General features: G+C 75.5%; 24 protein-coding genes and 1 pseudogene. 8 read left to right on the top strand and 17 right to left on the bottom strand.

Features of this window, described 5'->3' with window-relative positions:
• Window positions 1-4 precede the first annotated feature (4 nt).
• From BUB17_RS20775 to BUB17_RS20765, 3 genes are read left to right on the top strand one after another with little or no spacing between them, the layout of a single operon-like run.
• A complete protein-coding gene (locus BUB17_RS20775; RefSeq protein WP_072920585.1) occupies window positions 5-820 on the top strand; it encodes an HAD family hydrolase in 816 nt (271 codons plus the stop codon).
• Window positions 817-1,935: a CDP-glycerol glycerophosphotransferase family protein gene (locus BUB17_RS20770; RefSeq protein WP_072920584.1), complete on the top strand. Its 1,119-nt coding sequence runs from the start codon at window positions 817-819 to the stop codon at window positions 1,933-1,935. The genes BUB17_RS20775 and BUB17_RS20770 overlap by 4 nt, the downstream gene beginning before the upstream one ends.
• On the top strand, window positions 1,925-2,725 hold the full coding sequence (locus tag BUB17_RS20765; RefSeq protein ID WP_208983529.1) for a phosphocholine cytidylyltransferase family protein: 801 nt from the start codon (window positions 1,925-1,927) through the stop codon (window positions 2,723-2,725). The genes BUB17_RS20770 and BUB17_RS20765 overlap by 11 nt, the downstream gene beginning before the upstream one ends.
• 123 nt (window positions 2,726-2,848) lie before the next feature.
• Here BUB17_RS20765 and BUB17_RS20760 read toward each other — a convergent pair whose 3' ends face one another.
• The 5 genes from BUB17_RS20760 to BUB17_RS20740 all read right to left on the bottom strand — a co-directional run bounded on the left by BUB17_RS20760 (window position 2,849) and on the right by BUB17_RS20740 (window position 7,860).
• Complete coding sequence (locus tag BUB17_RS20760) at window positions 2,849-3,913, bottom strand: hypothetical protein (RefSeq protein ID WP_072920583.1); 1,065 nt, start codon at window positions 3,911-3,913, stop codon at window positions 2,849-2,851.
• The gene (locus BUB17_RS20755; protein WP_072920582.1) at window positions 3,910-4,572 is read right to left on the bottom strand and encodes an SCO family protein; all 663 of its coding nucleotides are present in this window, start codon (window positions 4,570-4,572) and stop codon (window positions 3,910-3,912) included. The genes BUB17_RS20760 and BUB17_RS20755 overlap by 4 nt, the downstream gene beginning before the upstream one ends.
• The gene (locus BUB17_RS20750) at window positions 4,569-5,309 is read right to left on the bottom strand and encodes a YcnI family protein (RefSeq protein WP_083606479.1); all 741 of its coding nucleotides are present in this window, start codon (window positions 5,307-5,309) and stop codon (window positions 4,569-4,571) included. Before BUB17_RS20750 ends, BUB17_RS20755 begins: the two co-directional genes overlap by 4 nt.
• 41 nt (window positions 5,310-5,350) lie before the next feature.
• Window positions 5,351-7,138, bottom strand: a complete 1,788-nt coding sequence (locus tag BUB17_RS20745; protein WP_244277403.1) for a copper resistance CopC/CopD family protein — start codon at window positions 7,136-7,138, stop codon at window positions 5,351-5,353.
• Window positions 7,139-7,212: 74 nt separating this feature from the next.
• A complete protein-coding gene (locus BUB17_RS20740) occupies window positions 7,213-7,860 on the bottom strand; it encodes a zf-HC2 domain-containing protein (RefSeq protein WP_072920580.1) in 648 nt (215 codons plus the stop codon).
• 86 nt (window positions 7,861-7,946) lie between these two features.
• Between BUB17_RS20740 and BUB17_RS20735 the strand changes: the two genes are divergently transcribed.
• Together BUB17_RS20735 and BUB17_RS20730 are read left to right on the top strand one after the other, a co-directional pair.
• On the top strand, window positions 7,947-8,495 hold the full coding sequence (locus BUB17_RS20735) for a sigma-70 family RNA polymerase sigma factor (RefSeq protein ID WP_083606478.1): 549 nt from the start codon (window positions 7,947-7,949) through the stop codon (window positions 8,493-8,495).
• A gap of 248 nt (window positions 8,496-8,743) precedes the next feature.
• Window positions 8,744-9,745, top strand: a complete 1,002-nt coding sequence (locus tag BUB17_RS20730; RefSeq protein ID WP_072920578.1) for a sulfite exporter TauE/SafE family protein — start codon at window positions 8,744-8,746, stop codon at window positions 9,743-9,745.
• 79 nt (window positions 9,746-9,824) lie between these two features.
• Here the strand turns inward: BUB17_RS20730 and BUB17_RS20725 are convergent, their stop codons facing one another.
• The 7 genes from BUB17_RS20725 to BUB17_RS20695 all read right to left on the bottom strand — a co-directional run bounded on the left by BUB17_RS20725 (window position 9,825) and on the right by BUB17_RS20695 (window position 16,997).
• Window positions 9,825-10,820, bottom strand: coding sequence for an NAD-dependent epimerase/dehydratase family protein (locus BUB17_RS20725; RefSeq protein ID WP_072920599.1), 996 nt, complete (start codon window positions 10,818-10,820; stop codon window positions 9,825-9,827).
• A gap of 117 nt (window positions 10,821-10,937) precedes the next feature.
• The gene (locus BUB17_RS20720; RefSeq protein WP_072920577.1) at window positions 10,938-11,438 is read right to left on the bottom strand and encodes a DUF5994 family protein; all 501 of its coding nucleotides are present in this window, start codon (window positions 11,436-11,438) and stop codon (window positions 10,938-10,940) included.
• Window positions 11,439-11,636: 198 nt separating this feature from the next.
• A complete protein-coding gene (locus BUB17_RS20715; RefSeq protein ID WP_072920576.1) occupies window positions 11,637-12,869 on the bottom strand; it encodes an aldose epimerase family protein in 1,233 nt (410 codons plus the stop codon).
• A 521-nt stretch (window positions 12,870-13,390) separates the two neighbouring features.
• Window positions 13,391-15,280: a translational GTPase TypA gene (typA, locus tag BUB17_RS20710; protein ID WP_072920575.1), complete on the bottom strand. Its 1,890-nt coding sequence runs from the start codon at window positions 15,278-15,280 to the stop codon at window positions 13,391-13,393.
• 105 nt (window positions 15,281-15,385) lie between these two features.
• A complete protein-coding gene (locus tag BUB17_RS20705; RefSeq protein WP_175561436.1) occupies window positions 15,386-15,973 on the bottom strand; it encodes a hypothetical protein in 588 nt (195 codons plus the stop codon).
• 30 nt (window positions 15,974-16,003) lie between these two features.
• On the bottom strand, window positions 16,004-16,336 hold the full coding sequence (locus BUB17_RS20700) for a hypothetical protein (protein WP_072920573.1): 333 nt from the start codon (window positions 16,334-16,336) through the stop codon (window positions 16,004-16,006).
• Window positions 16,337-16,436: 100 nt separating this feature from the next.
• Window positions 16,437-16,997, bottom strand: coding sequence for a YceI family protein (locus BUB17_RS20695; protein ID WP_072920572.1), 561 nt, complete (start codon window positions 16,995-16,997; stop codon window positions 16,437-16,439).
• 87 nt (window positions 16,998-17,084) lie between these two features.
• On the opposite strand from BUB17_RS20695, the gene BUB17_RS20690 reads away from it, so the two are divergent.
• A complete protein-coding gene (locus tag BUB17_RS20690; protein WP_072920571.1) occupies window positions 17,085-17,588 on the top strand; it encodes a MarR family winged helix-turn-helix transcriptional regulator in 504 nt (167 codons plus the stop codon).
• A 48-nt stretch (window positions 17,589-17,636) separates the two neighbouring features.
• Here the strand turns inward: BUB17_RS20690 and hrpB are convergent, their stop codons facing one another.
• The 4 genes from hrpB to BUB17_RS20670 are packed head-to-tail and all read right to left on the bottom strand — an operon-like array spanning window position 17,637 to window position 23,159.
• Window positions 17,637-20,123 carry an ATP-dependent helicase HrpB gene (hrpB, locus tag BUB17_RS20685; RefSeq protein WP_072920570.1) on the bottom strand — a complete coding sequence of 829 codons (2,487 nt, stop codon included), beginning with the start codon at window positions 20,121-20,123 and terminating at the stop codon, window positions 17,637-17,639.
• A 56-nt stretch (window positions 20,124-20,179) separates the two neighbouring features.
• On the bottom strand, window positions 20,180-21,064 hold the full coding sequence (locus tag BUB17_RS20680) for an enoyl-CoA hydratase-related protein (RefSeq protein ID WP_072920569.1): 885 nt from the start codon (window positions 21,062-21,064) through the stop codon (window positions 20,180-20,182).
• Window positions 21,061-22,050 (bottom strand): acyl-CoA dehydrogenase family protein, encoded by a 990-nt coding sequence (locus BUB17_RS20675; RefSeq protein ID WP_072920568.1) that lies wholly within the window; start codon window positions 22,048-22,050, stop codon window positions 21,061-21,063. The genes BUB17_RS20680 and BUB17_RS20675 overlap by 4 nt, the downstream gene beginning before the upstream one ends.
• Window positions 22,047-23,159, bottom strand: a complete 1,113-nt coding sequence (locus BUB17_RS20670) for an acyl-CoA dehydrogenase family protein (protein WP_244277402.1) — start codon at window positions 23,157-23,159, stop codon at window positions 22,047-22,049. Before BUB17_RS20670 ends, BUB17_RS20675 begins: the two co-directional genes overlap by 4 nt.
• Window positions 23,160-23,292: 133 nt before the next feature.
• Between BUB17_RS20670 and BUB17_RS20665 the strand changes: the two genes are divergently transcribed.
• Both BUB17_RS20665 and BUB17_RS20660 read left to right on the top strand, forming a co-directional pair.
• Window positions 23,293-23,523 carry a FitA-like ribbon-helix-helix domain-containing protein gene (locus tag BUB17_RS20665; protein WP_072920567.1) on the top strand — a complete coding sequence of 77 codons (231 nt, stop codon included), beginning with the start codon at window positions 23,293-23,295 and terminating at the stop codon, window positions 23,521-23,523.
• Window position 23,524: 1 nt separating this feature from the next.
• Window positions 23,525-23,917, top strand: coding sequence for a type II toxin-antitoxin system VapC family toxin (locus tag BUB17_RS20660; protein ID WP_208983527.1), 393 nt, complete (start codon window positions 23,525-23,527; stop codon window positions 23,915-23,917).
• A gap of 20 nt (window positions 23,918-23,937) precedes the next feature.
• Here BUB17_RS20660 and BUB17_RS20655 read toward each other — a convergent pair.
• A pseudogene (locus BUB17_RS20655) lies at window positions 23,938-24,260 on the bottom strand (IS982 family transposase); the annotation flags it as partial.

Here is a 24,260-nt window from a genome sequence, read left to right as displayed (position 1 = left end):
TCCCATGACCACAGCCCCCTCCGGAGGCAGCGCCCCGGCGCCCGCCCTCCCCGAGCCGCTCGTCGCGCGGCTCGAAGCCCTCCTCTGCGACGCCGACGGCAACCTGTTCCCCTCCGAGGAACCGGCCTTCGTCGCCTCCGCCGACGTGACCAACCGCCTCCTCGCCGACCTCGGCGTGGACCGCCGGTTCACCGCGGAGGAGCTGCGGCTGGCCACCACCGGCATGAACTTCCGGACGACGTCGCGCCGGCTGGCCGCCGAGGCCGGGCACCCGGACCTCGACGTCGAGCCGTGGGTCGCCGAGGAGAAGCGGGCCGTGACCGCGCACCTGGGCGCGACCCTCACCCCGCACGAGCCGACGACGGCCGCGCTCACCGCCCTGTCGGCGTACCTGCGCCCGGCCGCGGTGAGCTCCAGCGCGCTGACCCGGCTGGCCACGTGCTTCACCGCCACCGGCCTGGACGAGCTCATCCCGCCCGCCGTGCGCTTCAGCGCCGAGGACTCGCTGCCGGTGCCCACCAGCAAGCCCGACCCGGCCGTCTACCTGCACGCCTGCGAGCAGCTGGGCATCGCCCCCGAGGCGGGGCTGGCCGTCGAGGACTCCGTCCCCGGTGCCCTGTCGGCGGTACGGGCGGGCTGCCCGACCGTGGGCAACCTGCTGTTCGTCCCGGAGGCCGAGCGCGCCGAGCGGGCAGCGGCGCTGTTCGACGCCGGCGTGCTCACCGTGGTCGACTCCTGGCAGCAGCTGGCCGACCTGCTGCTCCCGGTGCTCGCCCGCCGGGCCGCCGGCGACCTGATCCCCACGGGAGGAGATGGGTGAACATCGTCTACGTGGCCTTCCGCGGCCACTTCTCCGACAGCCCCCGCGCGCTCTACGAAGGGCTGCTCGAGCGCGGTGTCGAGGCGACCTCCACGTGGCTGTCGGCCCCGCACACCCAGGCGACCTTCCCCGACGACGTCGCCACGGTGACCTTCGGCAGCCCTGAGTCGATCGCGGCACTGGAGGGCGCGGACCTGGTCGTCTCCAACGACCACATCCCGCTGGACTGGGAGAAGAAACCCGGTGCCCGGTACCTGCAGACCTGGCACGGCACCCCGCTCAAGCGGATCCACAACGACGTCCGCTGGGCGCCGGAGGGCCGGCTGGCCTATCTGGAGCACGACATCGCGAAGTGGGACCTGCTGCTGTCGCCGAACGCGGCCAGCACCCCGCGGCTGCGCAACGCCTTCGGCTACCGCGGGGAGATCCACGAGACCGGCTACCCGCGCAACGACCTGCTGAGCAGCCCGCAGCGGGACGCCGTCCGGGCCGCCGTCCGCGCCGACCTCGGCATCGGTGACGACCAGACCGTCGTCCTCTACACACCCACCTGGCGCGACGACCTGGTGTTCAACAAGACCGGCCCGCAGGACTTCGAGTTCCCCGTCGACCTCGAGGAGTTCACCGCCCGGCTCGGGAAGGACCACGTGCTGCTGCTGCGGCTGCACAACATGGTCATGGACCGGCTGGAGGTCGTCGACGGCTCCCCGGTGCACGACGTCTGCAGCCACCCCGACATCCGGGACCTGTACCTGGCCGCCGACGCGATGGTCACCGACTACTCCTCGACCATGTTCGATTTCGCCATCACCGGCCGGCCGATGCTGTTCTTCACCTACGACCTGGCCTACTTCCGCGACGAGCTGCGCGGGTTCTACTTCGACCTGGAGGACGTCGCCCCCGGGCCGATGCTGTCCACCAGCACGGAGCTGATCGACGCCATCGCCGACCTCGACGGGGTGCGGGAGCGCCACGCCACCCGCTACGCCGAGTTCCGGCAGACCTTCTGCCACCTGGAGGACGGGCACGCCACCGAGCGCGTCCTCGACCTGCTCTTCCCGCCGGCACCGGCCGGTGGGACCACCACCCGAGGAGGGGACGACCGTGCTCGCTGACCGCGCCACCACCGCCGAAATGACCGGGCCGGCCCCTGCCGCCCCGGGCCTGGACGTACCCGTCCAGGTGGTCATCCTGGCCGCCGGGATGGGCACCCGGCTGGGCCGGCCCTGGCCCAAGCCGCTGACCCCGCTGCACGACGGGCGCAGCATCCTGCAGCGCCAGCTCGACGGGCTGCGCTCGGTGCTCGGCCCCTCGGTCGACATCACCGTGGTCGTCGGGTTCGAGGCCGAGCGCGTCATGCGGGCGGTCCCCGACGTGCGCTTCACCTACAACCCCGACTACCGGGTCACCAACACCTCGCAAAGCCTGCTGCGTGCCCTGCGGAACACCCGCGACGGTGGCGTGCTGTGGCTCAACGGCGACGTCGTCTTCGACCCGGCCGTGCTCGAGACCGCCCTGCCGGCGCTGCGGGCCGACGAGAGCTTCGTCTGCGTCGACACCTCCACCGTCGCCGACGAGGAGGTCAAGTACACCGTCGACGCCGAGGGCTGGATCGACGAGCTGTCCAAGACCGTGGTCGGCGGCCTCGGCGAGGCGGTCGGCATCAACCACGTCGGCGCCGCCGACAAGCCGGTGCTGATCGAGCACCTGGCGACCTGCGCGGAGCAGGACTACTTCGAGCGCGGCATCGAGACCGCGATCGCCTCGGCGGGGCTGCGCTGGCGCCCGCTGGACATCTCGGAGCACGCCGCCGTCGAGGTGGACTTCGAAGCCGACCTGGAGCGGGCGAACGCGCTGTTCGCCGAGCGCAGCCACCTGCAGCCGGTCACCGGCGACCCGGCGTAGCAGAGCGTCCCCTCCCCCCGCCACGCGGCCTGCCGCAGGAAGAAGGCCCCCTCCTCCCCACCGCTCGCGAGCTCGCGGTGGACCCCGGGAGGGGGCCACGTGGCGGGGGCCGGGGGTCCTCTCTCAGACCCGCACCAGGGACGCGTCGGCCGGCCGGCCCGGCCGCTCACGGAAGCGGCGGGTGGCGACCAGCCCGCCCACGACGCAGCCGGCGCCGAGGGCCACGAGCACCGCCACGGCCGCGCGGGTCAGCAGCACCGGCCCCTCGGCCAGCACGTTCGCCGTCCACAGCACGTCGACGTCGGGCAGCCCCTGCACCAGCAGCAGCCACCCGAGGACGACGGCCAGCAGGGCGGTCAGCCCGCCGCGGCCGCGCACCGCGGCGACCAGGCCGCCGACCGCGACGGCGAGCGCGGCCAGCCCGGGCAGCAGCGCCGAGACGAGCGCGCCGGCATGCGAGGAGACGCTCACCGCGGGTTCCGGCGTGGTCACCGCGTGGTACACCGCGGCACCGCCGCCGACCACCAGCAGCACCCCCAGCAGACGAGGCTCCCGGGCGACCAGCGCGGCGGCGACCGGTGCCAGCGCCAGGACGACGTAGACCGGCCACACCACCCAGGCCGGGGGCGGCGGGCTCCACGACAGCTCACCGCGCACCTGCACCTCGGTGCCGCCGTAGGTCAACGGCACCACCCACGACGACACCAGGTGCTCACGGGTCGGGTCGGCGGCCACCTGCGGCGGCAACAGGTCCTCGCTCATCCAGTGCGTCCGGTGGTCGTGCCAGACGAAGCTCGGCTCCGTCGAGACCTGCACCCAGTCCGGCTCGGCGTCGGGGTCGGCGTGCGGCGGCAGCGTCGTGCGGCCGAACCGGTCGAGGTTGATGTAGGTGGCCGGGCTGTTCGCGTTGCGCCACACGCCGTCAGGGCCGATGCGCAGGTAGGGCTCGTCGGAGTAGCCGGGCACCTCGACCTCGGCCGCGGTCGGGTTGACCACCTCGAACTCGTCGCCGAAGGAGAGCACCCGCACCGCGACCCCCGGCAGCGCGGGATCGACGGCGAGCACGCGCGCGTCGAAGTCGCTGCCGGCCGCTCCGCCGCCGACGTGCGCCTGCGCCGGACCGGCGAGCAGCAGGCCGGCCAGGGCCCCGAGGACGACGACCAGCAGGCGGGCCGCCGCGCGGATCACGCCCCGGTCACCAGGCGGAGGTCCTCGGCGATGTCGCGGCTGGTGTTGCCCGCGTCGAAGGCCACGTTCGCCAGGTCGTCGGTGCCGTACAGCAGCAACAGCGAGGAGTGCAGCCGGCCGTTGTCCTCGGCCTGCGGCACCCCGGCGGCCAGCTGCGCCTGGTCGATCGCGACCTGGTCGCCGGTCAGCCCCACGAAGCGGGTGGGCAGGTCGGCGTCGAAGCGGCCGAGGTACTCGGCGAGCACCTCGGGGGTGTCGAACGCCGGGTCGGTGGTGACGAAGACCACCTGCACCTGCTCGGCCAGCGCCGGGTCGACCCCGCGCAGCGCGACGGCGACGTCGGCCATCGTGGTCGGGCAGATGTCCGGGCAGTTGGTGAAGCCGAAGAACAGCAGCGTCGGCTTCCCACCGGTCTCGGCGGCGAAGTCGTAGGGCTGCCCGCCGGGGCCGGTGAGGGTGAACGACGGCCGCTGGTACGGGTCGGGCAGGTCGAGACCGGCGTAGCGGTCCGCGGGGCCCTCGACCTGCGCGACGGCGCCGTGGTCGTCGTGGCCCCCGGCGGCGGTGTCCTCGTCGGCGGCCGCGCCACCGCAGCCGGCCAGCACGAGCCCGGCCGAGACGGTCAGGACGGCCAGCCGGCTGCGGGAGAACGGGTTCACGAGGCCACGGTACGACGGCCCGCGCGCCAACCCAGGACGACGCCGGCCACACCGGTCAGCAACGCGAGGATCGCCACGAAGAGCGCCGGCGCGCCGGGGCCCGCCTCGCCGCGGCCGGTGCTGGTCGCCGCGGTGTCCGTCGCCGTGGTCGTGGCGGCCGCGCCGTGGGCGGCGTCGGCGGGAGCGGCCAGCGTCAGCACCGGCGCGGGGCGCTCGGGCTCGGCCTGGCCCGCGACGGTCGGCTCGATCCACGCCGCCTCGGTGCCGTCGCTGTAGCTCTGCACCGCCGGGAACGACAGCTGGTCGCTGTCGGGGAACGGCCCGCCGGAGAGCGCGAACTCCTGGAACTCGCCCGGCCGGATGCCGCCGCCGTCCGCCGCGCGGAACTCCACGACCGACACGTAGCTGCTCACCTGCTCGCCGTGGCTCTCCAGCGGCGTCTGCAGGTCCGCGGTGGTCGTGGTGACCGTCCAGCCCGGCAGCGGCTGCACCCGGAGCGAGGCCATCGCGGACTCCTCCGGGATCGAGATGCGCAGCGCCACGGTGCTGGCGGTGTCGCTCTCGTTGGGCACGCGGAAGGTCAGCTTGCCGAAGCCGCCGGCGGCGGCGTCGGTCGAGGAGACGCCGACGTGCGCCGACGCGGCGCCCGCTCCGGCGAGCGCGGCGGCCAGCGCCGTCAGCAGGGCGACGGCGACGACGCCGAGCCGCGCGAGCGGTCTGGGCAGGGATGAGGACACGGTTCTCCTGTCGGATCGGCTGGAGCAGGTGGTCGGGGGGGTCAGCGCACCGGGAAGGTGGTGGTCGCGGTGCCGGCGGTGAACTCGTCGAGCCGGACGGTGACGGCGAGGGTCCAGGTCCCGGCGCCGGGGATCGCCATGCCGTCCCCGACGTAGTGGCCGGGCCCGGCGGGCTCCAGGGCGACGTCGATCGGGCCGATCTGCTGCGCCGGCTCGGTGAGGGTCACCCGGATGTCGACGGGCTGGGTGAACTGGCCCCGCTCGTCGAGCAGGTAGACGTGCAGGGTGTTCGGGCCCGCGGCGGCCGGGTCGACCGACACCTGCACGCTGCCGTCCTCCCCCGCCGCGGTCTGCACCGGCAGCGCCACGTCCACCGGCTGCGCGACCTCCGCGCGCGCCGGCGGGGTGCCGACGAGCACGGCCGACAGCGCGAGGACGACGAGCCCGACGGCGAGCTCGACGAGCACCGAGCGGCGCAGTGCGGGCCGCTCGGCCGCGGCCGCGGCGGCCTGCACCTCGGCGCGGGCGCCGGCGGCCGAGGCGACCGCCGGGTCCGGCTCGGGCTCCCCGGACCCGGCGAACGCGTGCGCGGTGACCCGGCGGCGCGGCGCGGGCCGGGACCGCCGGACGCCGAGGTGCTGCTGCACCCACACCCGGGAGACGCCGGCCGCGGCCAGCAGCAGGAGGACCAGGGTCAGCTTGGCCAGCAGCACCCAGCCGTAGGTCGTCGTCACCAGGGCGGCCGGTGAGCCCACCTCGCGCACCGACTGGACGACGCCGGTGACCACCAGCGCGGTGACCGAGCCGGCGGCCAGCCGGGAGAACGGCGGGAGGGCCCGGGCCAGGTCGTCCGCGGGGGCCTCCTCGCGCAGGACCCCGCCGAGCAGCCCGGCCAGCCCGCCCAGCCAGACGACCATCGCGGCGACGTGCACCGCGGCCGCGGCCACCGCCAGGGCCGGCAGCGGCCCGGCGACCGGGTGGCCGACGGCGGCGACCGTGCCGACCAGGCCGGCGGCGAGGACGCCCCCGGTGACTGCGTCCACAACCGACGGTCTCCCCCGCCGCCACACCGACCGCAGCACGACCGCCAGTGCGGCCACGAGGACGATCCGCAGCAGGTGGGCGACCCCGTTGGCCGAGTCGGCCGTGGCGGCCAGCAGCGCCGGATCGGCGACCGAACCCGGCCCGCTGCCGGCGGCGTAGGGGCCCTGCAGCAGGAAGGACAGGGCGGCGCCCGCGGCGACGGCGGCCAGGCCGCCGGTGACCATGCGGCGCAGCCGCGCCGAGGCCCAGCCCGCCGGCCACGCGACCAGCAGCAGCACCGGCACGCCGATCGCGAGCGACAGCCCGGCGAAGCCCAGCCAGCGGGCGGCCGGCAGCGCCGCGCCCACCACGGGGTCGGTGTCGCCCGCGTCGTCGGAGGCGGCCGTGGGCACGAGCTCGCCGTCGCCCACGACGAAGGAGAAGGCGCCGGAGATGGGGTGCGAGTCGGCCGAGACCACCCGGTAGCTCACGAGGTAGCCGTCGTCGGGCAGGTCGCTCCGCAGCGGGACGACGACGCGGTCGCCCTCGACCGTCGCCGACCCGGTGTCGACCCGCTCCCCCGAGGCGTTAAGCACCCGGGTGTGGCCGGCGCCGAGCGAGACGCCCTCGGTGAAGGTCAGCGTGACCCGGGCGGGGGCCTCCTCGAGCCGGGCACCCTCGCCCGGGTCGGTCGACACCAGCTCGGCGTGCGCGGCGGCGGGCGGCGCGGTCGCCACCCCCGCTCCGAGCCACAGGCCGAGCAGGGCCAGCAGGAGCAGCAGCGCCCCGGGAGCGCGGGGGCTCACGTGTCCTCCTCGCCGCAGCTCGCCGTCCACCCGGGCCCGGGCCGCTGCGTCATCTCGGCACCCCGCGAGCCCGGTCATGCCGGCACCCGCTCACGGCGCACCGCGGGCAGGGCGGAGCGGCGCCGGCGTCCCCGCCAGGCGACGGCGGCCACCAGCGCCGCCCCGGCGAGCAGCAGCAGGTGGGCGGCCGCACGGTCGGCGGCCACGTGCCCGGCCCGCAGGTCGGCGACGGTCAGGACGGCGAGCAGCACGGCGACCGTGCCGAGGAAGGGCAGCGCCCCCGCGGCCAGCCGGGGGGCGGCGGCCACGGCGAGGAAGGCCGCGGCGATGCCGAGGTTCCAGGCGCCGCTCTCGTGGGCCATGTGCACCGGCGCGCTCATGGCGCCGGTCCCGGCGACGAGGGACGGCCAGGCGAGCGCCGCCTGCGCGACGCCGACGGCGAGCAGGGCCAGCCGAAGCGCGGCGGTGGCCAGCCGGGCACGAGCGGCCGCCGCCGCGCCGGGCAGCTCGCGGGGCAGCGCGGCCAGGACCGTCGCCGTGAGATCCGGCACGACGGGCGCGGGGGCGAGCCGGGCGCGGCGGGTGACCAGCTCCGCCTGCCGGGACCACGCCGCGCAGCCGGGGCACGCGGCGAGGTGCGCGTCGAGCTCGCCGGCGGGCAGGCCGGGCGACTCGCCGTCGAGCCGGGCGGAGACCGCCTCGCGGTACGGGGTGCACTGCATGATGGTGTGGTCGTTCTCCAGGGCCGGTTGGTTCCCCTCCCTTCGGGTGGAGTCGGGACGGCGGGTCAACGGGGAGGATGGGACACGTGGACGACCTGGAGCGGCTGGCGGCTGCCGCCGTCGACGGCGACCCCCTCGCCGCGGCGGCCCTGGTGCGCGCCACGCAGTCCGACGTCTGGCGGCTGTGCGCGGCCCTCGGCGACCGGCAGTCCGCCGACGACCTGACGCAGGAGACCTACCTGCGCGCCTTCGGGTCCCTGCACCGCTTCGAGGGTCGCTCCTCGCTGCGCACCTGGCTGCTGTCGATCGCCCGGCGGGTGTGCGCGGACGCCGTTCGCTCCCGCCGCCGCCGGCGGCTCACCCTCGTGCGGGAGGACGCCGACCTGGAGGCCCTCGGCGCCGGCGACGGCACCGACCGGGTGGGTGAGGGCGCCGCGGTCGCCGACCTGCTGGCCCGGCTCTCCTCCGACCGCCGCGAGGCCTTCGTGCTCACCCAGCTGCTGGGGCTGCCCTACGCGGAGGCCGCGGAGGTCGCCGGCTGCCCGGTGGGCACCATCCGGTCCCGGGTGGCGCGGGCCCGGGCCGACCTCGTGGCGGCCCTGGGCGAGGACGACGCGACGGTCGCGCGCGCCTGAACCCGCCCGCCGTCCCACGTGCCGGGACGTGCTTTGGGCATATGTTCATCGACCTGGTAGACATTCCGACGTGGCGGCGACGACGGTGCTCCTCGTGGGGCGGATCCACGTCGACCTGCTGCGCGTCTGCACCGCCTGCTGTCCGGGCTGCTGACCTCCTGCGCTCCGCGCACCTCCTCAGCTCTTCCCCCGCGCTGCGCTGCGCCCATCGGCGCGCCCGCGGCCCTCCCCGGACCGGAGACCAGCCCGTGAAGACCCTCGTCCTGCTCGCGCTCGTGGGCCTCGGAGCGCAGCTCGTGGACGGCAGCCTCGGCATGGCCTATGGCGTCACGTCGACCACCCTGCTGCTCGCCATCGGCACCAACCCGGCCGCCGCGTCGGCCACCGTGCACTTCGCCGAGATCGGCACCAGCCTGATGTCCGGGCTCGCGCACTGGAAGTTCGGCAACGTCGACTGGAAGGTCGTCGCCAAGGTCGGCGTCCCGGGCGCGGTCGGCGCCTTCCTCGGTGCCAACGTGCTCTCCAGCCTCTCGACCGAGGTCGCCGCCCCGGTCATGTCGCTGATCCTGGTCTCGCTCGGCGTCTACCTGCTCGTTCGCTTCACCCTCCGCGGGATCGACCGCCGACACCTGGGCAAGCCGGTGCGCAAGCGCTTCCTCGGCCCGCTCGGCCTCGTGGCCGGCTTCGTCGACGCGACCGGTGGCGGCGGCTGGGGCCCGGTAGGCACCCCGGCCCTGCTGGCCAGCGGGCGGATGGAGCCGCGCAAGGTCATCGGCTCCATCGACACCTCCGAGTTCCTCATCGCCGTGGCGGCGAGCCTGGGCTTCCTCGTCGCGCTGGGCTCCCAGGGCGTCGACGCCACGTGGGCGCTCGGGCTGCTCGCCGGCGGGCTCGTCGCCGCGCCGCTCGCCGCGTGGCTCGTGCGGCACGTCCCGCCGCGGATGCTCGGCTCGCTGGTCGGCGGCATGATCGTGCTGACCAACACCCGCACCCTGCTGCGCAGTGACTGGATCGACGCCTCCGACCCGGTCCGCTACGCCGTCTACGCCGTCATCTGCGCCGTCTGGGCCGCGGCCGTCGTCCACTCCTTCCGCGAGTACCGCAAGGACCGCGCGCTGGAGTCGGCCGACGCACTGGCCGCCGAGGCGGCGCGGACGCACGACGAGATCGAGCTCCCGGCCGACGGCGCGGACGCCGCCGACCTGCGGCGCGACGTCACGGCGGGCCGGCCCAGCGACCCGCGCGACTGACCCCGCGTAGCCGGGATCAGGTCACCTGATCGTCAAGCGTCCTCCCTCACGTTCTGCGGCGAGGGCGGACGCTTGACGATCAGGGACCCTGATCATGGCCGGCCAGGAGTGCGGCCTCGAGGTCGGCCGGCAGTCCGGGACGCGGCAGGTCGTGCGGCGGGGGCGGCAACTCCTCGACGCCCTGCAGCCAGGCCCAGGTGTCGGCCACGGTCCGCTCCAGCGGCCGGCTGGGCAGCCCGAGCTCGCGCGCCCGGGTCGTGTCGACGTCCCAGGCGGTGCCGGCCACCTCGGCCGGCAGCCAGAGCGGCAGGTGCAGCCACGGCTCCACGCCGGCGGCGAGCAGGTCGGCCTCCGGCACCGGTACCCACTCCGCGTCGCCGCCGGTGACCTCGCGACACAGGTCGAGCAGGCCGCCGAGGGTCGTCATGCCGGCCGGGCCGGTGGCGTTCACCGCGCCGGGCACGCCCCGCTCGGCCATCTCCACCAGCCACCCGGCGAGGTCGCGGACGTCGACAGCGGCGATCGGCTGGTGCCACCCCTCCGCCGGGACGACGACCCGCCCCCCGCGCGCGATCCGCCGCAGCCACCAGCCCAGCCGGTCCACCCGGTCGTCCGGGCCGACGATCAGCCCCGCCCGCGCGGTGAGGAAGCGGCCCGGCACCGCAGCCCGGATCTCGCGCTCGGCGTACGCCTTGACCGGCCCGTACCCGTCGTCGTCGGTCTCCCAGGTCGGCTCGCCGTCCTCGGGACCGATCGGGCCCGGCGGCCAGTTCGCGTAGGCGTTGAGGCTGCTGACGAAGGCGTACCCGCGGACGCCGCTCAGCACGGCCGCGGCGTTGCGAGCGGCCACGCGGGTCTGGCAGGAGGTGTCGACGGCCAGGTCGGGCGCCCAGCCGTCGAGTGCGGCCGGCAGCGCGGTGGGGTCGTCCCGATCGCCGTGCAGCGCGCGCACGCCGGCGGGCGGCTCCCCGGAGACGCCCCGGGTGAAGGACGCCACCTCGTGGCCGCGGTCGAGGGCCGCCGTGCCCACGTGCCGGCCGAGGAAATGGGTGCCGCCGAGGACCAGCAGTCTCATGCCCATCAGCCCAGCGCACCCGCTGCCCCGCCGTCCAGCCGGTTCGGCGTCGGCGCAGCCGGCCCCCTGCAGGGTCCCGCCGCCAGCTCGCGAGTGGCGGGGGCAGGGGGTCCTCTGTCAGACCGCCCGGTCGTACGGCGAGCCCACCGGCACCTGCGGCAGCGGCGTCGACCGGGCGGCGGCCAGCACCATCTGCGGCGAGCGCGGGAGGCCGCGGCGGGTGCACAGCCGCAGCGCCCGGGCCCCGGTGATGACGTCGGTCTCCGGGGGGACGACGAGCAGATCGGCGCGCCGGGTGCCGCCGGCCCAGGTCAGGCACACCACGCCGTCGTCCATGCTGCGGAAGCCGCCGGTGCGGACCACTCGACCGCCGACGACGACCTTGCGCGGCGCCGGCGACCAGGCCTCGAGCGGATAGGTGAAGCGCTCGATGCGCAGGCCCCGCTTGTCCAGTGCGGCGACCAGCTCGGGCAGCTCGACGGCGAGGTCGCGGCTGCGCGGGAACCAGGCCCCGTCGAAGGCCTGCTCGCCGGACCCCGCGTCGCTGCGCAGGCTCACCCGGACGTCGATCCCGCCGCGGTGTCCCTCGGCCGCCAGCGTGTGCCGGGTGGTCCTCATCAGCGTCGCCTCCTCGTCGATCCCCGGGCCCGCCTACACGGCCCCGAGGAGAACGTAGGCAGCCGAGGGGGTGGGTCCCGGTGAGCGTGTCGTGGGCGGGTCGGCGCCCCCCGGCCCGCCGTCACTTGCGGTCATGGAACGGTGACGGCGCCTCGGTGGCCCTGTCCGCGGACATGGCCACCGAGGACGCCGGGAGCATCAGGAGGTGAGCTCGAACACCGTCGTGCTGTCGTAGACCTCGCCCGGGCGCAGCACCGTGGAGGGGAACTCCGGCTGGTTCGGCGAGTCCGGGAAGTGCTGGGTCTCCAGCGCCAGCCCGTCGCCCTGCCGGTAGACCCCGCCGCCGGTGCCCACGAGCGTGCCGTCGAGGAAGTTGCCCGAGTAGAACTGGATGCCCGGCTCGGTCGTGGAGATGGTCAGCGTCCGGCCGCTGTCCGGGTCGTGCAGCACGGCGGCCTCCTCGAGAACGTCCTCGCTGTCCGAACCCTCCCGCGCGCCGTCGTCCTCGCGGTCCAGCGCCCAGTTGTGGTCGTAGCCCTGCCCGTAGAGCAGCTGCTGGTCGGCCACGCGGATGCGCTCGCCGATCGGCGTGGGCTCGCGGAAGTCGAACGGCGTGCCCTCCACCGGGGCGACCTCGCCGGTCGGGATGAGCGTCTCGTCGACCGGCGTGAAGCCGCTCGCGTTGAGCTGCAGCTCGTGGTCGTAGACGTCCCCGGAGCCCTCACCGGCCAGGTTCCAGTAGGTGTGCTGGGTCAGGTTGACGACGGTCGGGGCGTCGGTCGTGGCCTCGTAGTCCACGGTCAGCCGCGACTCGGCGTCCAGCCGGTAGGTGACCGTCGTCGTCAGCGTGCCGGGGAAGCCCTGGTCGCCGTCCTCGCTGACCAGCTCCAACTGCAGGGCGGCCACCTCGTCGTCGCTGACGTCGGTGGCGGTCCAGACCCGCTCGGAGAAGCCGCCCGGCCCGCCGTGCAGCGTGTTCGGGCCGTCGTTGAGCGGCAGCTGGGACGTCTGCCCGTCGAGGGTGAACCGGCCCTCGGCGATGCGGTTGCTGTAGCGGCCGATGAGGGCGCCGAAGTAGGGGTCTCCCTCGGTGTAGTAGCCCTCGAGGTCCGGGTAGCCCAGGACGACGTTGTCCACCTCCCCCTCGGCATCGGGCACCTCCAGGGTCTGGATGACGCCGCCGAAGGTCAGCACGCGCATCGTCGTGTCGCCGTTGCTGAGGGTCCAGCGCTCGACCGCGGTGCCGTCGGGGGTGGCGCCGAAGGGTTCGACGCTCGTGCTCGGACCGCTGCCACCGCCGTCGTCCCGCCCGTCGTCGTCGGCCGCGGCCGCCGGTGCGGCGAGGCCGCCGGCCAGCAGGCCGGCGCCGAGGACGGCGGCCAGCGTGCGGCGGCGCGCGGTGCGGAACGAGGTGGGGTGCTGTCCGGGCATGGGTACTCCGGGTGTCCGTGGCGGTCCACCGGCGTCGTCGCGCGGCGGCAGGACCGCTGCCGAGCCCGCCCCTGGGACGGCGTGCGCTCGGCTCCCCCGTGGTGCGGCCCCAGAACGCCGCCAGACGCTAGGGAGGCCCGGGAAGGGGTGTCAACCGGACCCGCGCCTGTCGTCTCGACCCCCTCCTCGGCGTCCCTGCCTGCGAGGGGACCCAGGCGGGGGTCACCACTACGCGGAGAGGCCCCGTCCGACGCGCGGACGAGCCTCTCCGCGGGCTCCTCCGTCAGGCCCTGCGCGCCGCGCCGCAGTCCGCTCCTCGCTCGCAGAGCTCGCTGCGATGCTCCCGCGGCTGTCGTCAGGCCCTGCTCACGAGCCTGACTCCGCACCGCAGTCCGCTCCTCGCTCGCAGAGCTCGCTGCGATGCTCCCGCGGCTGTCGTCAGGCCCTGCTCACGAGCCTGACTCCGCGCCGCAGTCCGCTCCTCGCTCGCAGAGCTCGCTGCGATGCTCCCGCGGCTGTCGTCAGGCCTTGGGCTTGCGGTTCTTGGACTTGCCGCGCTCGTTCTGGTCGAGGATCACCTTGCGCACCCGGACGGCGGCCGGCGTGACCTCGACGCACTCGTCCTCGGCACAGAACTCCAGCGCCTGCTCCAGGTTCAGGATCCGCGGCGGGACCAGCCGCTCGAGCTCTTCCGCGGTCGAGGACCGCATGTTGGTGAGCTTCTTCTCCTTGGTGATGTTGACGTCCATGTCGTCGGGCCGGGAGTTCTCGCCGACGATCATGCCCTCGTACACCTCGGTGCCCGGGGCGACCATCATCGAGCCGCGCTCCTGCAGCGAGAACATCGCGTACGACGTCGCCACGCCCTGCCGGTCGGCGACCAGCGAGCCGGTGGGCCGGGCGCGCATGTCGCCCAGCCACGGCTCGTAGCCCTCGAGGTTGTGGTTGAGGACGCCGGTGCCGCGGGTCTCGGTGAGGAACTCGGTGCGGAACCCGATCAGGCCGCGCGAGGGGACGATGTACTCCATCCGCGCCCAGCCGGTGTCGTGGTGGACGAGGTTCTCCATCCGCCCGCGCCGGGTGGCCAGCGCCTGGGTCAGCGTGCCGACGTACTCACCGGGGGTGTCGATGGTGACCCGCTCGACCGGCTCGTGCAGCTTGCCGTCGATCTCCTTGGTGACCACCTGCGGGCGGCCGACGGTCAGCTCGAACTCCTCGCGGCGCAGCTGCTCGACGAGGATGGCCAGCGCCAGCTCGCCGCGGCCCTGCATCTCCCAGGTGTCGGGGCGCTCGGTGGGCAGCATCCGCACCGAGACGTTGCCGACCAGCTCCTGGTCGAGGCGGTTCTTGATCAGGCGCGCGGTGAGCTTCTTGCCCGAGCGACCGGACAGCGGCGCGGTGTTGATCCCGATGGTGATCGAGATCGACGGCTCGTCGACCGTCAGCGGCGGCAGCGGCCGCGGATCGTTCGGGTCGGCGAGGGTGTCGCCGATCATGATGTCCTCGATGCCGGCGATGGCGACCAGGTCGCCGGGCCCGGCGCTCTCCGCCGCGGTCCGGGTGAGGCCCTCGGTCACCAGCAGCTCGGTGATCTTGACCCGCTGGATGGTGCCGTCGGTCTTGCACCAGGCGACCTGCTGGCCGTTCTTCATCGTGCCGGAGTGGATGCGCAGCAGCGCCAGCCGGCCGAGGTAGGGCGACGCGTCGAGGTTGGTGACCTGCGCGCGCAGCGGCTCCTCGGCGTCGTAGGTCGGCGCCGGGATGGTGTCCAGCAGCGTCCTGACCAGCGGGCCGAGGTCGGGGCTGTCGGGGCTGGTGCCGTCGGCGGGCCGGGTGAGCGAGGCCTGCCCGGTCTTGCCGTTGCTGTAGACGATCGGGAACTCGAGGGCCTCGGGGTCCATCCCGTTGTCCTCGAGCAGCTCCATGAACAGCTCGTAGGTCTCGTCGACGACCTCGGCGATGCGGGCGTCGGACCGGTCGGTCTTGTTGACCACGAGGATGACCGGCATCCCCTTGCCCAGCGCCTTGCGCAGCACGAAGCGGGTCTGCGGCAGCGGTCCCTCGGAGGCGTCCACGAGCAGGACGACGCCGTCGACCATCGACAGGCCGCGCTCGACCTCGCCACCGAAGTCGGCGTGGCCGGGGGTGTCGACGATGTTGACGACGACGGGGTTGCCGTTCTCGTCGGCCAGGTGGATCGCGGTGTTCTTCGCCAGGATGGTGATGCCGCGCTCACGCTCGAGGTCCATCGAGTCCATGACGCGGTCCTGCGTGGAGTCGTTGTCCGTCCCCTCGCCCTTGGCACGCCCGAGGGCGCCCGCCTGGCGGAGGAGGGCGTCGACCAGGGTCGTCTTGCCGTGGTCGACGTGGGCGATGATCGCCACGTTGCGCAGGTCGTCGCGGGTGGGCATGCGGAGGGGCACCTCGGGTGAGATCAGGGGGTCGGCGCGTCCGGCTCTGTTGCGGAGCGCCTCGACAGCAGGGTCAACAGCCGCCGGCCCGGCGACCTTCCCATGCTAGGCGCTCGGTGAGCGATCCCCGACGTGAGCGGACCCACTCCCGCGGCCGGACACCTCGCCCAGCTGGGCGAGCAGCCGCTCGGCGGTCTGCAGCCGGCGGCGCCCTCGCACCGCCAGGAGGCCGCCGGTCAGCACCAGGCCGACGGCGTAGAGCCGGCCCCACCCGTCCGGCCCCTCGGGCTGCAGGGCTGCAGCCGCGACCAGCACCGCCACGCCGACCGAGAACAGCGGCGCGCCGACCAGGTCGGAACGCGGCCGCCGTCGCTCGGCCGTCAACCGGCCGACCCACTCCGCACCGGCGTCCCAGGGCAGCGCGCCCGCCGACACGGCGCGCTCCACGGTCGCCCGCTCCCGGCCGCGGGCCGAGAAGCGCAGGTACGCCATCGCGGCCAGGGCCGTGCAGACGCCGAAGAAGGCGCCGCGCAGAGCGGCCTCGGCCCAGCTCCACGCCTCGCCGGCCACGAGCACGTCGACCGCCTCCATCCCCGGGCCGAAGAACACACCACCGAAGGCGGCCGACCACAGCTCCCCGGGCGTCCAGCTGCGGTCCCCGGGCGTCGTTCCGCCGTCAGCCTGGCCGATCACCGCCCGGCGCACCATCACCCCGCGGGGGTGTCACGCGCGGTCGGCCACCGCGTAGGTGGTGCCGGCGGCGGCGAGGGTCACCAGCCCCACGGCCAGCCAGGACGCCATCCCGACGCCGAGCGCCAGCACGTGCGCGAGCACGAAGGCGCCGACGTACAGCGCACCCAGGCCCAGCGCGACCGCCCAGCCGCGGCGCTCGACCCACAGCCAGGCCGCGCCGAGCCCGCCGAGGGCGAAGACCGCGCCGCCGAGGACGCGGATCCCGGTGCCCTGCGCGACGCCGAAGCCGGCCGCGAGGCCGACGGCGACCAGGAGGGCGGAGGGGATGCGGGTGCGCGCGCGGGTCAGGGTCGAGCTCGTCATACCGTCCAGTGTCCACGCCCACCGGAGACGATCATGGCGCCGTGACCACCGCGGGAACGTCACGGGTGGTCACGGCGCCATGATCGCCGCGGGAGGGGGCTCACACGGCGCGGAGCACGGCCTCGATCTCCAGCTCGACGGTGATCTTGTCGCCGACGACGACGCCGCCGCCGTCCATCGGCATGTCGATGTCGACGCCGAACTCCTTGCGGGAGATCTCGGTCTTGGCGCTGAAGCCGGCGCGGGTACCGCCGTAGGCGTCGGGGCCGAAGCCGTTGACCTCAAGGGCCAGCTCGACGGGCTTGGTGATGCCCTTGATGGTCAGGTCACCGACGACGGTCCAGTCGGCGCCGTCGGCCCGGACCTCGGTCGAGCGGAAGGTCATCACGGTGTGGTTGCCCACGTCGAAGAAGTCGGCGGAGCGGATGTGCGCGTCGCGCTGCTCCTGCCGGGTGTCGATCGAGTCCATGTCGATCGCGGCGGTCACGGTGGACTGCTCCGGGTTCTCCGCGGTGACGATCTCACCGGAGAACTCGCGGAAGTAGCCGCGGACCTTGCTGACCATCATGTGCCGGACGGAGAAGCCGACCGTCGAGTGGCTGGCGTCGATGTCCCAGGTGCCGACGACGTAGCCGGGGATCTGGATGGCGGTGCTGGTCATGGTGCCTCCAAGTGGTTGAGCGTTTGACCTTCTGTTCATGGCGAGCGTAGTTGAAGACTCATCTATTCCGCCAGTACCCTGACGAACATGACCGCCGACGTGTCGCTCGCTCCTGGAGACCCCGGCTCCGGCGCCGAGGGAACCCGCTGGCTCGACGCCGGGGAGCAGCAGGCCTGGCGGGCCTGGCTCTACAGCGCCCAGCTGCTGCTCGACCGGCTCGACCGGGAGCTCACGCACGCCACCGGCATCTCGCACGCCTACTACGAGATCCTCGTCGCCCTGTCGGAGACCGAGGGCCGGATGATGCGGATGAGCGAGCTCGCCGACCGGTGCCTGTCCTCGCGCAGCCGGCTCTCGCACGCCGTCTCCCGGCTGGAGGAGCGCGGCTGGGTGCGCCGGCAGGTCTGCCCGGACGACGGCCGCGGCCAGCTCGCCGTCCTCACCGACGACGGGTTCGCCGCGCTCGAGGCGGCCGCTCCGGTGCACGTGGCGAGCGTGCGCACCCACCTGTTCGACCAGCTCTCCCCCGAGCAGGTCGCGGCGATGCGCGATCTCGGCGAGACGCTGCTGCGCCACCTCGGCCCCCGCTGACGGAGGCGCCGCGCCGGGGCGCCGCCCGGGGCCCGGCCGCCGGTGCGGTCAGCGCGGGCGGCCGCGGGGGGTGGCCCGCCGGGTCGCGGGCGCGGTCGCCGGGTCCTCGGGCCACGGGTGGCGCGGGTAGCGGCCGCGGAGCTCGCTGCGGACGGCGGGGTAGCCGGTGACCCAGAAGCCGGCGAGGTCGGAGGTCGTGGCGACCACCCGGGCGGCCGGGGAGAGCAGCTGCAGCCGCAACGGGCGCCCGGCGACCGTCGGCGCGGCCGCCCAGCCGAACACCTCCTGAACCCGGACGGACAGCGTGGGCACCTCGGGGTCGCCGTAGTCGACGCGGAGGCGGGACCCGGTCGGCACCTCGACCCGCTCGGGCACCAGCTCGTCGAACCGGCCGGCCAGCTGCCACGGCACGAGCGCCCGCAGCGCGGCGACGACGTCGATCCGGGCCAGATCCGCCCGGCTGCGGGCCGCGCCGACCGCGGGGGTGGCGGCGAGAGCGGCGCCCAGCGCCTCGTCGTCGACCGCGGGCCACGGCGGCCCCAGCCCGGCGTGCGCCGCGGCCAGCCGCTCGCGGAGGACGGTGGCTGCCGGGGTCCAGCGCAGCAGCGCCAGGCCCTCGCGGCGCAGCCCCTCGGCGACCGCGGCGGCCACGGCGGCGGGGTCGGGGTCGGGCAGCGGACGCTCGGCGAGCACGATCGCACCGAGCCGCTCGACCCGCGCGGCGGCCACGTCGCCGTCCCGCCAGACCACCTCGGGCTCCTCGGTGACGCCGCCGACCTCGCGTGCGGTGGCCTCGTCGATCGCGACCGCCTGGCGCACCCGGGCGTCGCGCCGGCCCGGCTGCCGGTCGGCGGCGGCCACCGCCAGCCACCCGGCCCCGGTCAGGTCGGTGCTGGGGGCCAGCTCCGCCCCGGTGCCCGCGGCCAGCAGGTACGTCCGCCCGCCGCCCGGGCGCCGACGCGCCAGCCACCCGGGGTGGGCGAGGGCGACGACGAGGCCGGCCGCGGCGTCGTCGGTCAGCCCGGTGCCGGCGGTCGCGGGGAGGGCGCGGGCCAGCCGGTCGGCCTCCTCGCGCCAGCGGGCGGCGGCTCCACCCCGAGCCGCGCGCAGCGCCCGCCAGTCGGCGACCAGGTCGTCGGAGCGCCCGGGGACGTCGGCCGACAGCAGCGCCACCACCTCGGCCGCGCGCCGCCGGCCCACCAGCGGGGCGCCGTCGAGCAGCGCCCGCGCCAGCCGTGGGTGCGCCCCCACGGCGGTGAGCGAGCGGCCTCGTGGGGTGACCCGGCCGGCGTCGTCCACCGCACCGAGCTCGCGCAGGGTGTCCCAGGCGACGGCGAGCGCGGCGGCCGGGGGTGGATCGGGCAGGCTCAGGCCGGCCCCGTCGGGGGTGCCCCAGCAGGCGAGCTCAAGGGCCAGCCCGGTGAGGTCGGCGACCGCGATCTCCGGCTCGGGCGCCGCCGGCAGCCGGGCCTGCTCCGCCTCGGCCCACAGCCGGTACACCCGCCCGGTCCCCTCCCGCCCGGCCCGCCCGGCCCGCTGCACCGCCGAGGACCGCGAGACGCGCACCGTGGCCAGCGCACCCAGCCCCCGCGCGAGGTCGAAGCGCGGCACCCGGGCCAGCCCGGCGTCGACGACGGCCCGCACACCGGGCACGGTCAAGCTGCTCTCGGCCACGTCGGTGGCCAGCACCACCCGCCGCCGCGGCCCGGGCGTGAGCGCGGCGTCCTGCCCCGCGGCGGGCAACCGGCCGTGCAGGGGGCGGACGTCGGCGTCGAGCCCGTCGAGCCGGGTGTCCACGCCGGCGATCTCGGCTGCGCCGGGCAGGAAGACCAGGACGTCGCCGGGCGCCTCGGCCAGGGCCCGGCGGGTCGTCGCGGCGACCGCGTCGAGCAGCCGGGGGTCGACGCGGCTGCCGTGCGGCGGCGCCACCGGGGGCTCGGGCGGGCACCACACCGGCTGGACGTCGTGCAGCGTCCCGGTCGCCTCCACCACGGGCGCCGGCGTGGTGGCCCCGAGGAGCACGGCGAGCCGGCCGGCCTGCGCGGTCGCCGACATCGCCAGCAGCCGCAGTTCCGGGCGCAGCGCGGCCCGGACGTCGACCAGGAAGGCCAACGCCAGGTCGGTGTCGAGGTGGCGCTCGTGGCACTCGTCGAGCACCACGGCGTCGACCCCGGCCAGCTCGGGGTCGGCCTGCAGCCGGCGCACCAGCAGTCCGGTGGTGACCACCTCCACCTGGGTGGCGCCGCTGCGCCGGCTGTCCCCGCGGACGCTGTAGCCCACCGAGCGGCCGACCGGCTCGCCCAGCAGCGCGGCCATCCGGCGGGCGGCGGCGCGGGTGGCGAGCCGGCGGGGCTCGGCGACCAGGACCCGGCCCGGCAGCTCCCCGGCCAGCGCCAGCGGGACCAGGGTCGTCTTCCCGGTGCCCGGCGGCGCGACCAGCACCGCACTGCCGGCCCCGGCCAGCGCGATGTGCAGAGCCGGGAGGACAGCCCGCACGGGGAGGTCGGTGCCCGGCGTCCCCGGCGGTGGCAGCACGCCGTCAGTGTCCCGGAGCGGTGCGGGCGGTCAGGGCCTCACCCGGTGACGAACCGTCAGCCGAGGTCGTCCGGCGGGGCCGGCCAGCGTGGCACGCCGGCCACCTCCAGCCCGTCCCCGACCGGCGCGGTGAACCGCGCCGGTCGCCGCTCGAGGAACGACGCCACGCCCTCGGCGGCGTCCGGACCGGCGCCCAGCTCGGCGAGGGCCCGGGACTCGGCGCGGTGGGCGTCCCAGGGCGAGGGCGCTCCGAGCATCGACCACAGCAGCTGACGGGCGGCTCCGACCGCGACTCCCGAGGTGTGGTCGGCGATCTCGCGGGCCAGGCCGTGTGCGGTGGGCAGCAGCTCGTCGTCCGGGACCACCCGGGACACCAGCCGACCGCGCAGCGCCTCGGCGGCGTCGAACACCCGGCCGGTGGCCACCCACTCCATCGCCTGGCTGATGCCGACGACCCGCGGCAGGAACCACGACGACGCGGCCTCCGGCACGATGCCGCGGCGGGTGAAGACGAAGCCGAAGCGGGCCGACGCCGCCGCGATCCGGACGTCCATCGGCAGCGTCATCGTGGCGCCGATGCCGACCGCGGGCCCGTTGACCGCGGCGATCACGGGCTTGCGCAGCCGGGCGAACGGCAGGGAGGCGATGCCGCCCCAGTCCCGCGGGACGCCGTCCACCGTGCCGCGTGGCACCGGGTCGGGGCGCGCACCGCGGTCGCGGAAGGTGTCCTCGCCGCCACCGAGGTCGGCGCCGGCGCAGAAGGCCCGGCCGGCGCCGGTCACGAGCACCACCCGGACGTCGTCGTCGGCGTCGGCGGCCGTGGCGGCTCCGGTGAGCTCCCGGGCCATGACCGGCGTGAAGGCGTTGAGCCGCTCGGGGCGGTGGAGGGTGATCGTGGCGACGCCGTCGGCCACCGCGTAGCGCAGCTGGGTGGCGTTCACCCCAGCGCACCGGCGACGGCGAGCCGGGCGACGGCGTCCAGGTGCTCGGCGGCGTCGCCGAGCAGCAGCCGGTCGACCTTGGCCCGCCGCCAGTACAGGTGCGCGTCGTGCTCCCAGGTGAAGCCGATCCCGCCGTGCACCTGGATGCAGGTCTCGGCGGCACGTTCGAGCACCTCGGCGGCGAGCGCCTCGGCGGCCGAGGCGGCCAGCGGCAGCTCGTCCGGTGCCGCGTCGGCGGCCCAGGCGGCCCACCACACCAGCGAGCGCAACTGGTCCACGCCGACCCACGCGTCGACCAGCATGTGCTTGACCGCCTGGTAGGAGCCGATCCGCCGGCCGAACGCCTCCCGCTGCTGGGCGTAGCCGACGGCCATCTGCACGGCGGCGTCGGCCGCGCCGAGGTCCTCGGCGGCGAGCACCACGGCGGCGGCCTGCCGGGCGCGGGCCCACAGCTGCCCCGCGTCCTCGGCGAGCACCCGCCGCGAGGTCAGCCGCACCGAGGCCAGCCCACGGGTGGCGTCCAGCGGCCGGCCCGGGGTGGCCTCCCCCTCGCCGACGACGAGGGCGCCGTCGTCCAGGCCGAGGAACAGCGTGGCGCCGGCGGCGTCGATCGACGGGGACGAGCCGGTGACCGGACCGTCGACGACCGCGAACGCCGCCGACCCGTCGGCCAGCTGCGCGGCCAGGTCGGGGGCGTCGGCGAGCAGCACCGCGGCGCGGGCGGCGGTCACGAGCGAGGGTCCGGCCAGCACGGCTCCGCCCTGCTCGGCGACGACGGCGAGGTCGAGCAGCGACCCGCCCGCGCCGCCGGCGGCCTCCGGGACCGTCATGCCGAGGAAGCCGATGTCGGCCAGCGCCTTGCCGCCCGGCGCGACGGCACCGCCCTCGAGCGCCTCGCGGGCAGCGGCCGGCGGGGCCGAGCCGCGGTAGAAGTCGCGCGCGCCGGCGGCGGCGTCGCGCTGGTCGGGGCCGAGGTCGACGTTCACCGGGCACCGCCGGCGTACGGAGCGCTCTTGTCCACGCGGGGTTCGGGCGGGAGGCCGAGCACCCGCTCGCCGAGGATGTTGCGCAGCACCTGGTCGGTGCCGCCGGCGATGGCCAGGCCGGGGAGGAAGCCCTGGCTGCGCTGCCAGGTCTCGTCGCCCTCCCCGGTGGCGGCGTGCACGGCGTCGTCCCCGAGCAGCCGGACGCCGGCGTCGGCGACCAGCTTCGCCGCGGCGGTGCCGGCGAGCTTGCCGGCGCTGGCCTCCGGTCCGGGCAGCCCGCCCCGGCTGAGTTCGGTGAAGCGGCGGTAGCCGGTGTAGCGCGTCGCGAGGGAGGCGACGACCGCCCGGCCGACCGCCTGCCGGGCGAGCACCTGCCGGTCGGGGTCCAGCTGCGGCAGCCGCTGCCGGGCGTGCGCGACGAGCGTCTCGACCGGGACGCCGAGGTCGCTGCCGGCGCCGCCGATGGCCACCCGCTCGTTCATCAGCGTGGTCAGCGCGACCGGCCAGCCCTCACCGGGCTCCCCCAGCCGCTCGCTGTCGGGGATCCGGACGTCGTCGAAGAACACCTCGTTGAACCCGGCGGAGCCGATCATCTGCCGCAGCGGGCGCACGGTCACACCGGGGGCGTGCAGGTCGACGACGAACATCGTCAGCCCGGCGTGCTTGGGCCTCTCCGGGTCGGTGCGGGCGAGCAGGATGCCGTGGTCGGCGACGTGCGCCAGCGTCGTCCAGACCTTCTGGCCGTTGACCACCCAGTCGTCGCCGTACCGGACGGCGGTGGTGCGCAGGGCCGCGAGGTCGGAGCCGGCCGCCGGCTCGCTGAACAGCTGGCACCAGACGTCGTCGGCGCGCAGCAGGCGGAGGAGGTACCGCCGCCGCTGGTCGTCGCTGCCGTGGGCGATGACCGTCGGCCCGCACATGCCCAGCCCGATGTGGTTGATCAAGGTCGGCACCCCGGCGCGGGCCAGCTCCTGCTGCACGATCGCCTGCTGCACCAGCGTGCCGCCCTGCCCCCCGTGCTCGCGGGGCCAGGGAACGCCGACCAGGCCGGCCTCGTACAGCACCCGCTGCGTGCGGCGCAGCTCGGCCTCGGCGGTGGCGGCGTCCACTGCCGCGCAACCCCAGCGGCAAGGTGCTCGAGAACTGGCTCCGGGAGGAGCACTCGGCCGGCTCGCTGGTGGCCCGGCCGGTGGCGTGACTGTGGTGCATGCACGGTGCATGCACCGCTGGTAACATGCGTGGATGGCCACGATCCAGATCCGTGACGTGCCCGAGGACGTCCACGAGGTGCTGCGCGTCCGTGCCGCCCATGCCGGGATGTCCCTGGCGGAGTACCTGCGCAGAGAGGTGAGCGGGCTGGCACGTCGTCCGACGCCGGAGGAGTTCCTGGCTCGCGTCACGGGGCGGGACGACGTACCGGTGAGCACCGAGGAGATCGTGTCCGCCGTCCACGCCGAGCGCGCCATCCGCTGACGTGTCGATCGTCGTCGACGCCTCGGTCGTGCTCCGGATGCTGCTGCGGACCGGCGCGGACGACGATGTCCGGTCGCTGGTGGCGACGGAGGACCTGCACGCGCCTGCACTGGTCGACGTGGAGGTCGCATCCGGACTGCGCAGGCTCGCCGCTGCCGGGTCCGTCGGCGCCGAGCGGGCGGCCGAGGCCCTGGCCGACCTCGGCGTCCTCGGGGTGGACCGCTATCCGCACACCCCCCTGCTGCCGCGCATCTGGCAGTTGCGCGCGAACCTGAGCGCCTACGACGCCACCTTTGCCGCCCTCGCCGAGGCACTGGACTGCGCACTGGTCACCGGCGACCGTGGGCTGGCCACCGCCCCGGGGCCGCGGTGCGAGCGACGCCACCTGCGCTAGACGAGTAAGTCCGAAGTCGATCAGTGGTCGTAGGCGATCAGGGATCGGGTGATCGGCTGACCGGTGGCGCGGTTGTGCCAGATGGCAGCAGTGAGGGCGAGCAGGCGTTGCGCGACGCGGACGGTGACCCCAGGCAGGGTCCGTGCACCGTGCAGTTCCAGGTCGAGTTGGCCCTTGAGGGTGTCGTTGACCGATTCGATGAGCTGGCGGATCGGGCCGAGCAGCGCCTGGCCGGGGCGGGGTGCGCGGTTGCGGTAGGCCGGGCGCAGCAGCTCCACGCCGCGGTCGTGCAGGTAGTCGTCCAGCTCTGCGGAGGCGTAGCCCTTGTCGGCGATGATCAGCA

Origin of the sequence: Geodermatophilus obscurus (assembly GCF_900143215.1) — a bacterium.
Lineage (GTDB): Bacteria > Actinomycetota > Actinomycetes > Mycobacteriales > Geodermatophilaceae > Geodermatophilus > Geodermatophilus obscurus_A.
The sequence above is the reverse complement of the archived record's forward strand: the minus strand, read 5'-3'. Positions and strand labels throughout refer to the sequence as shown.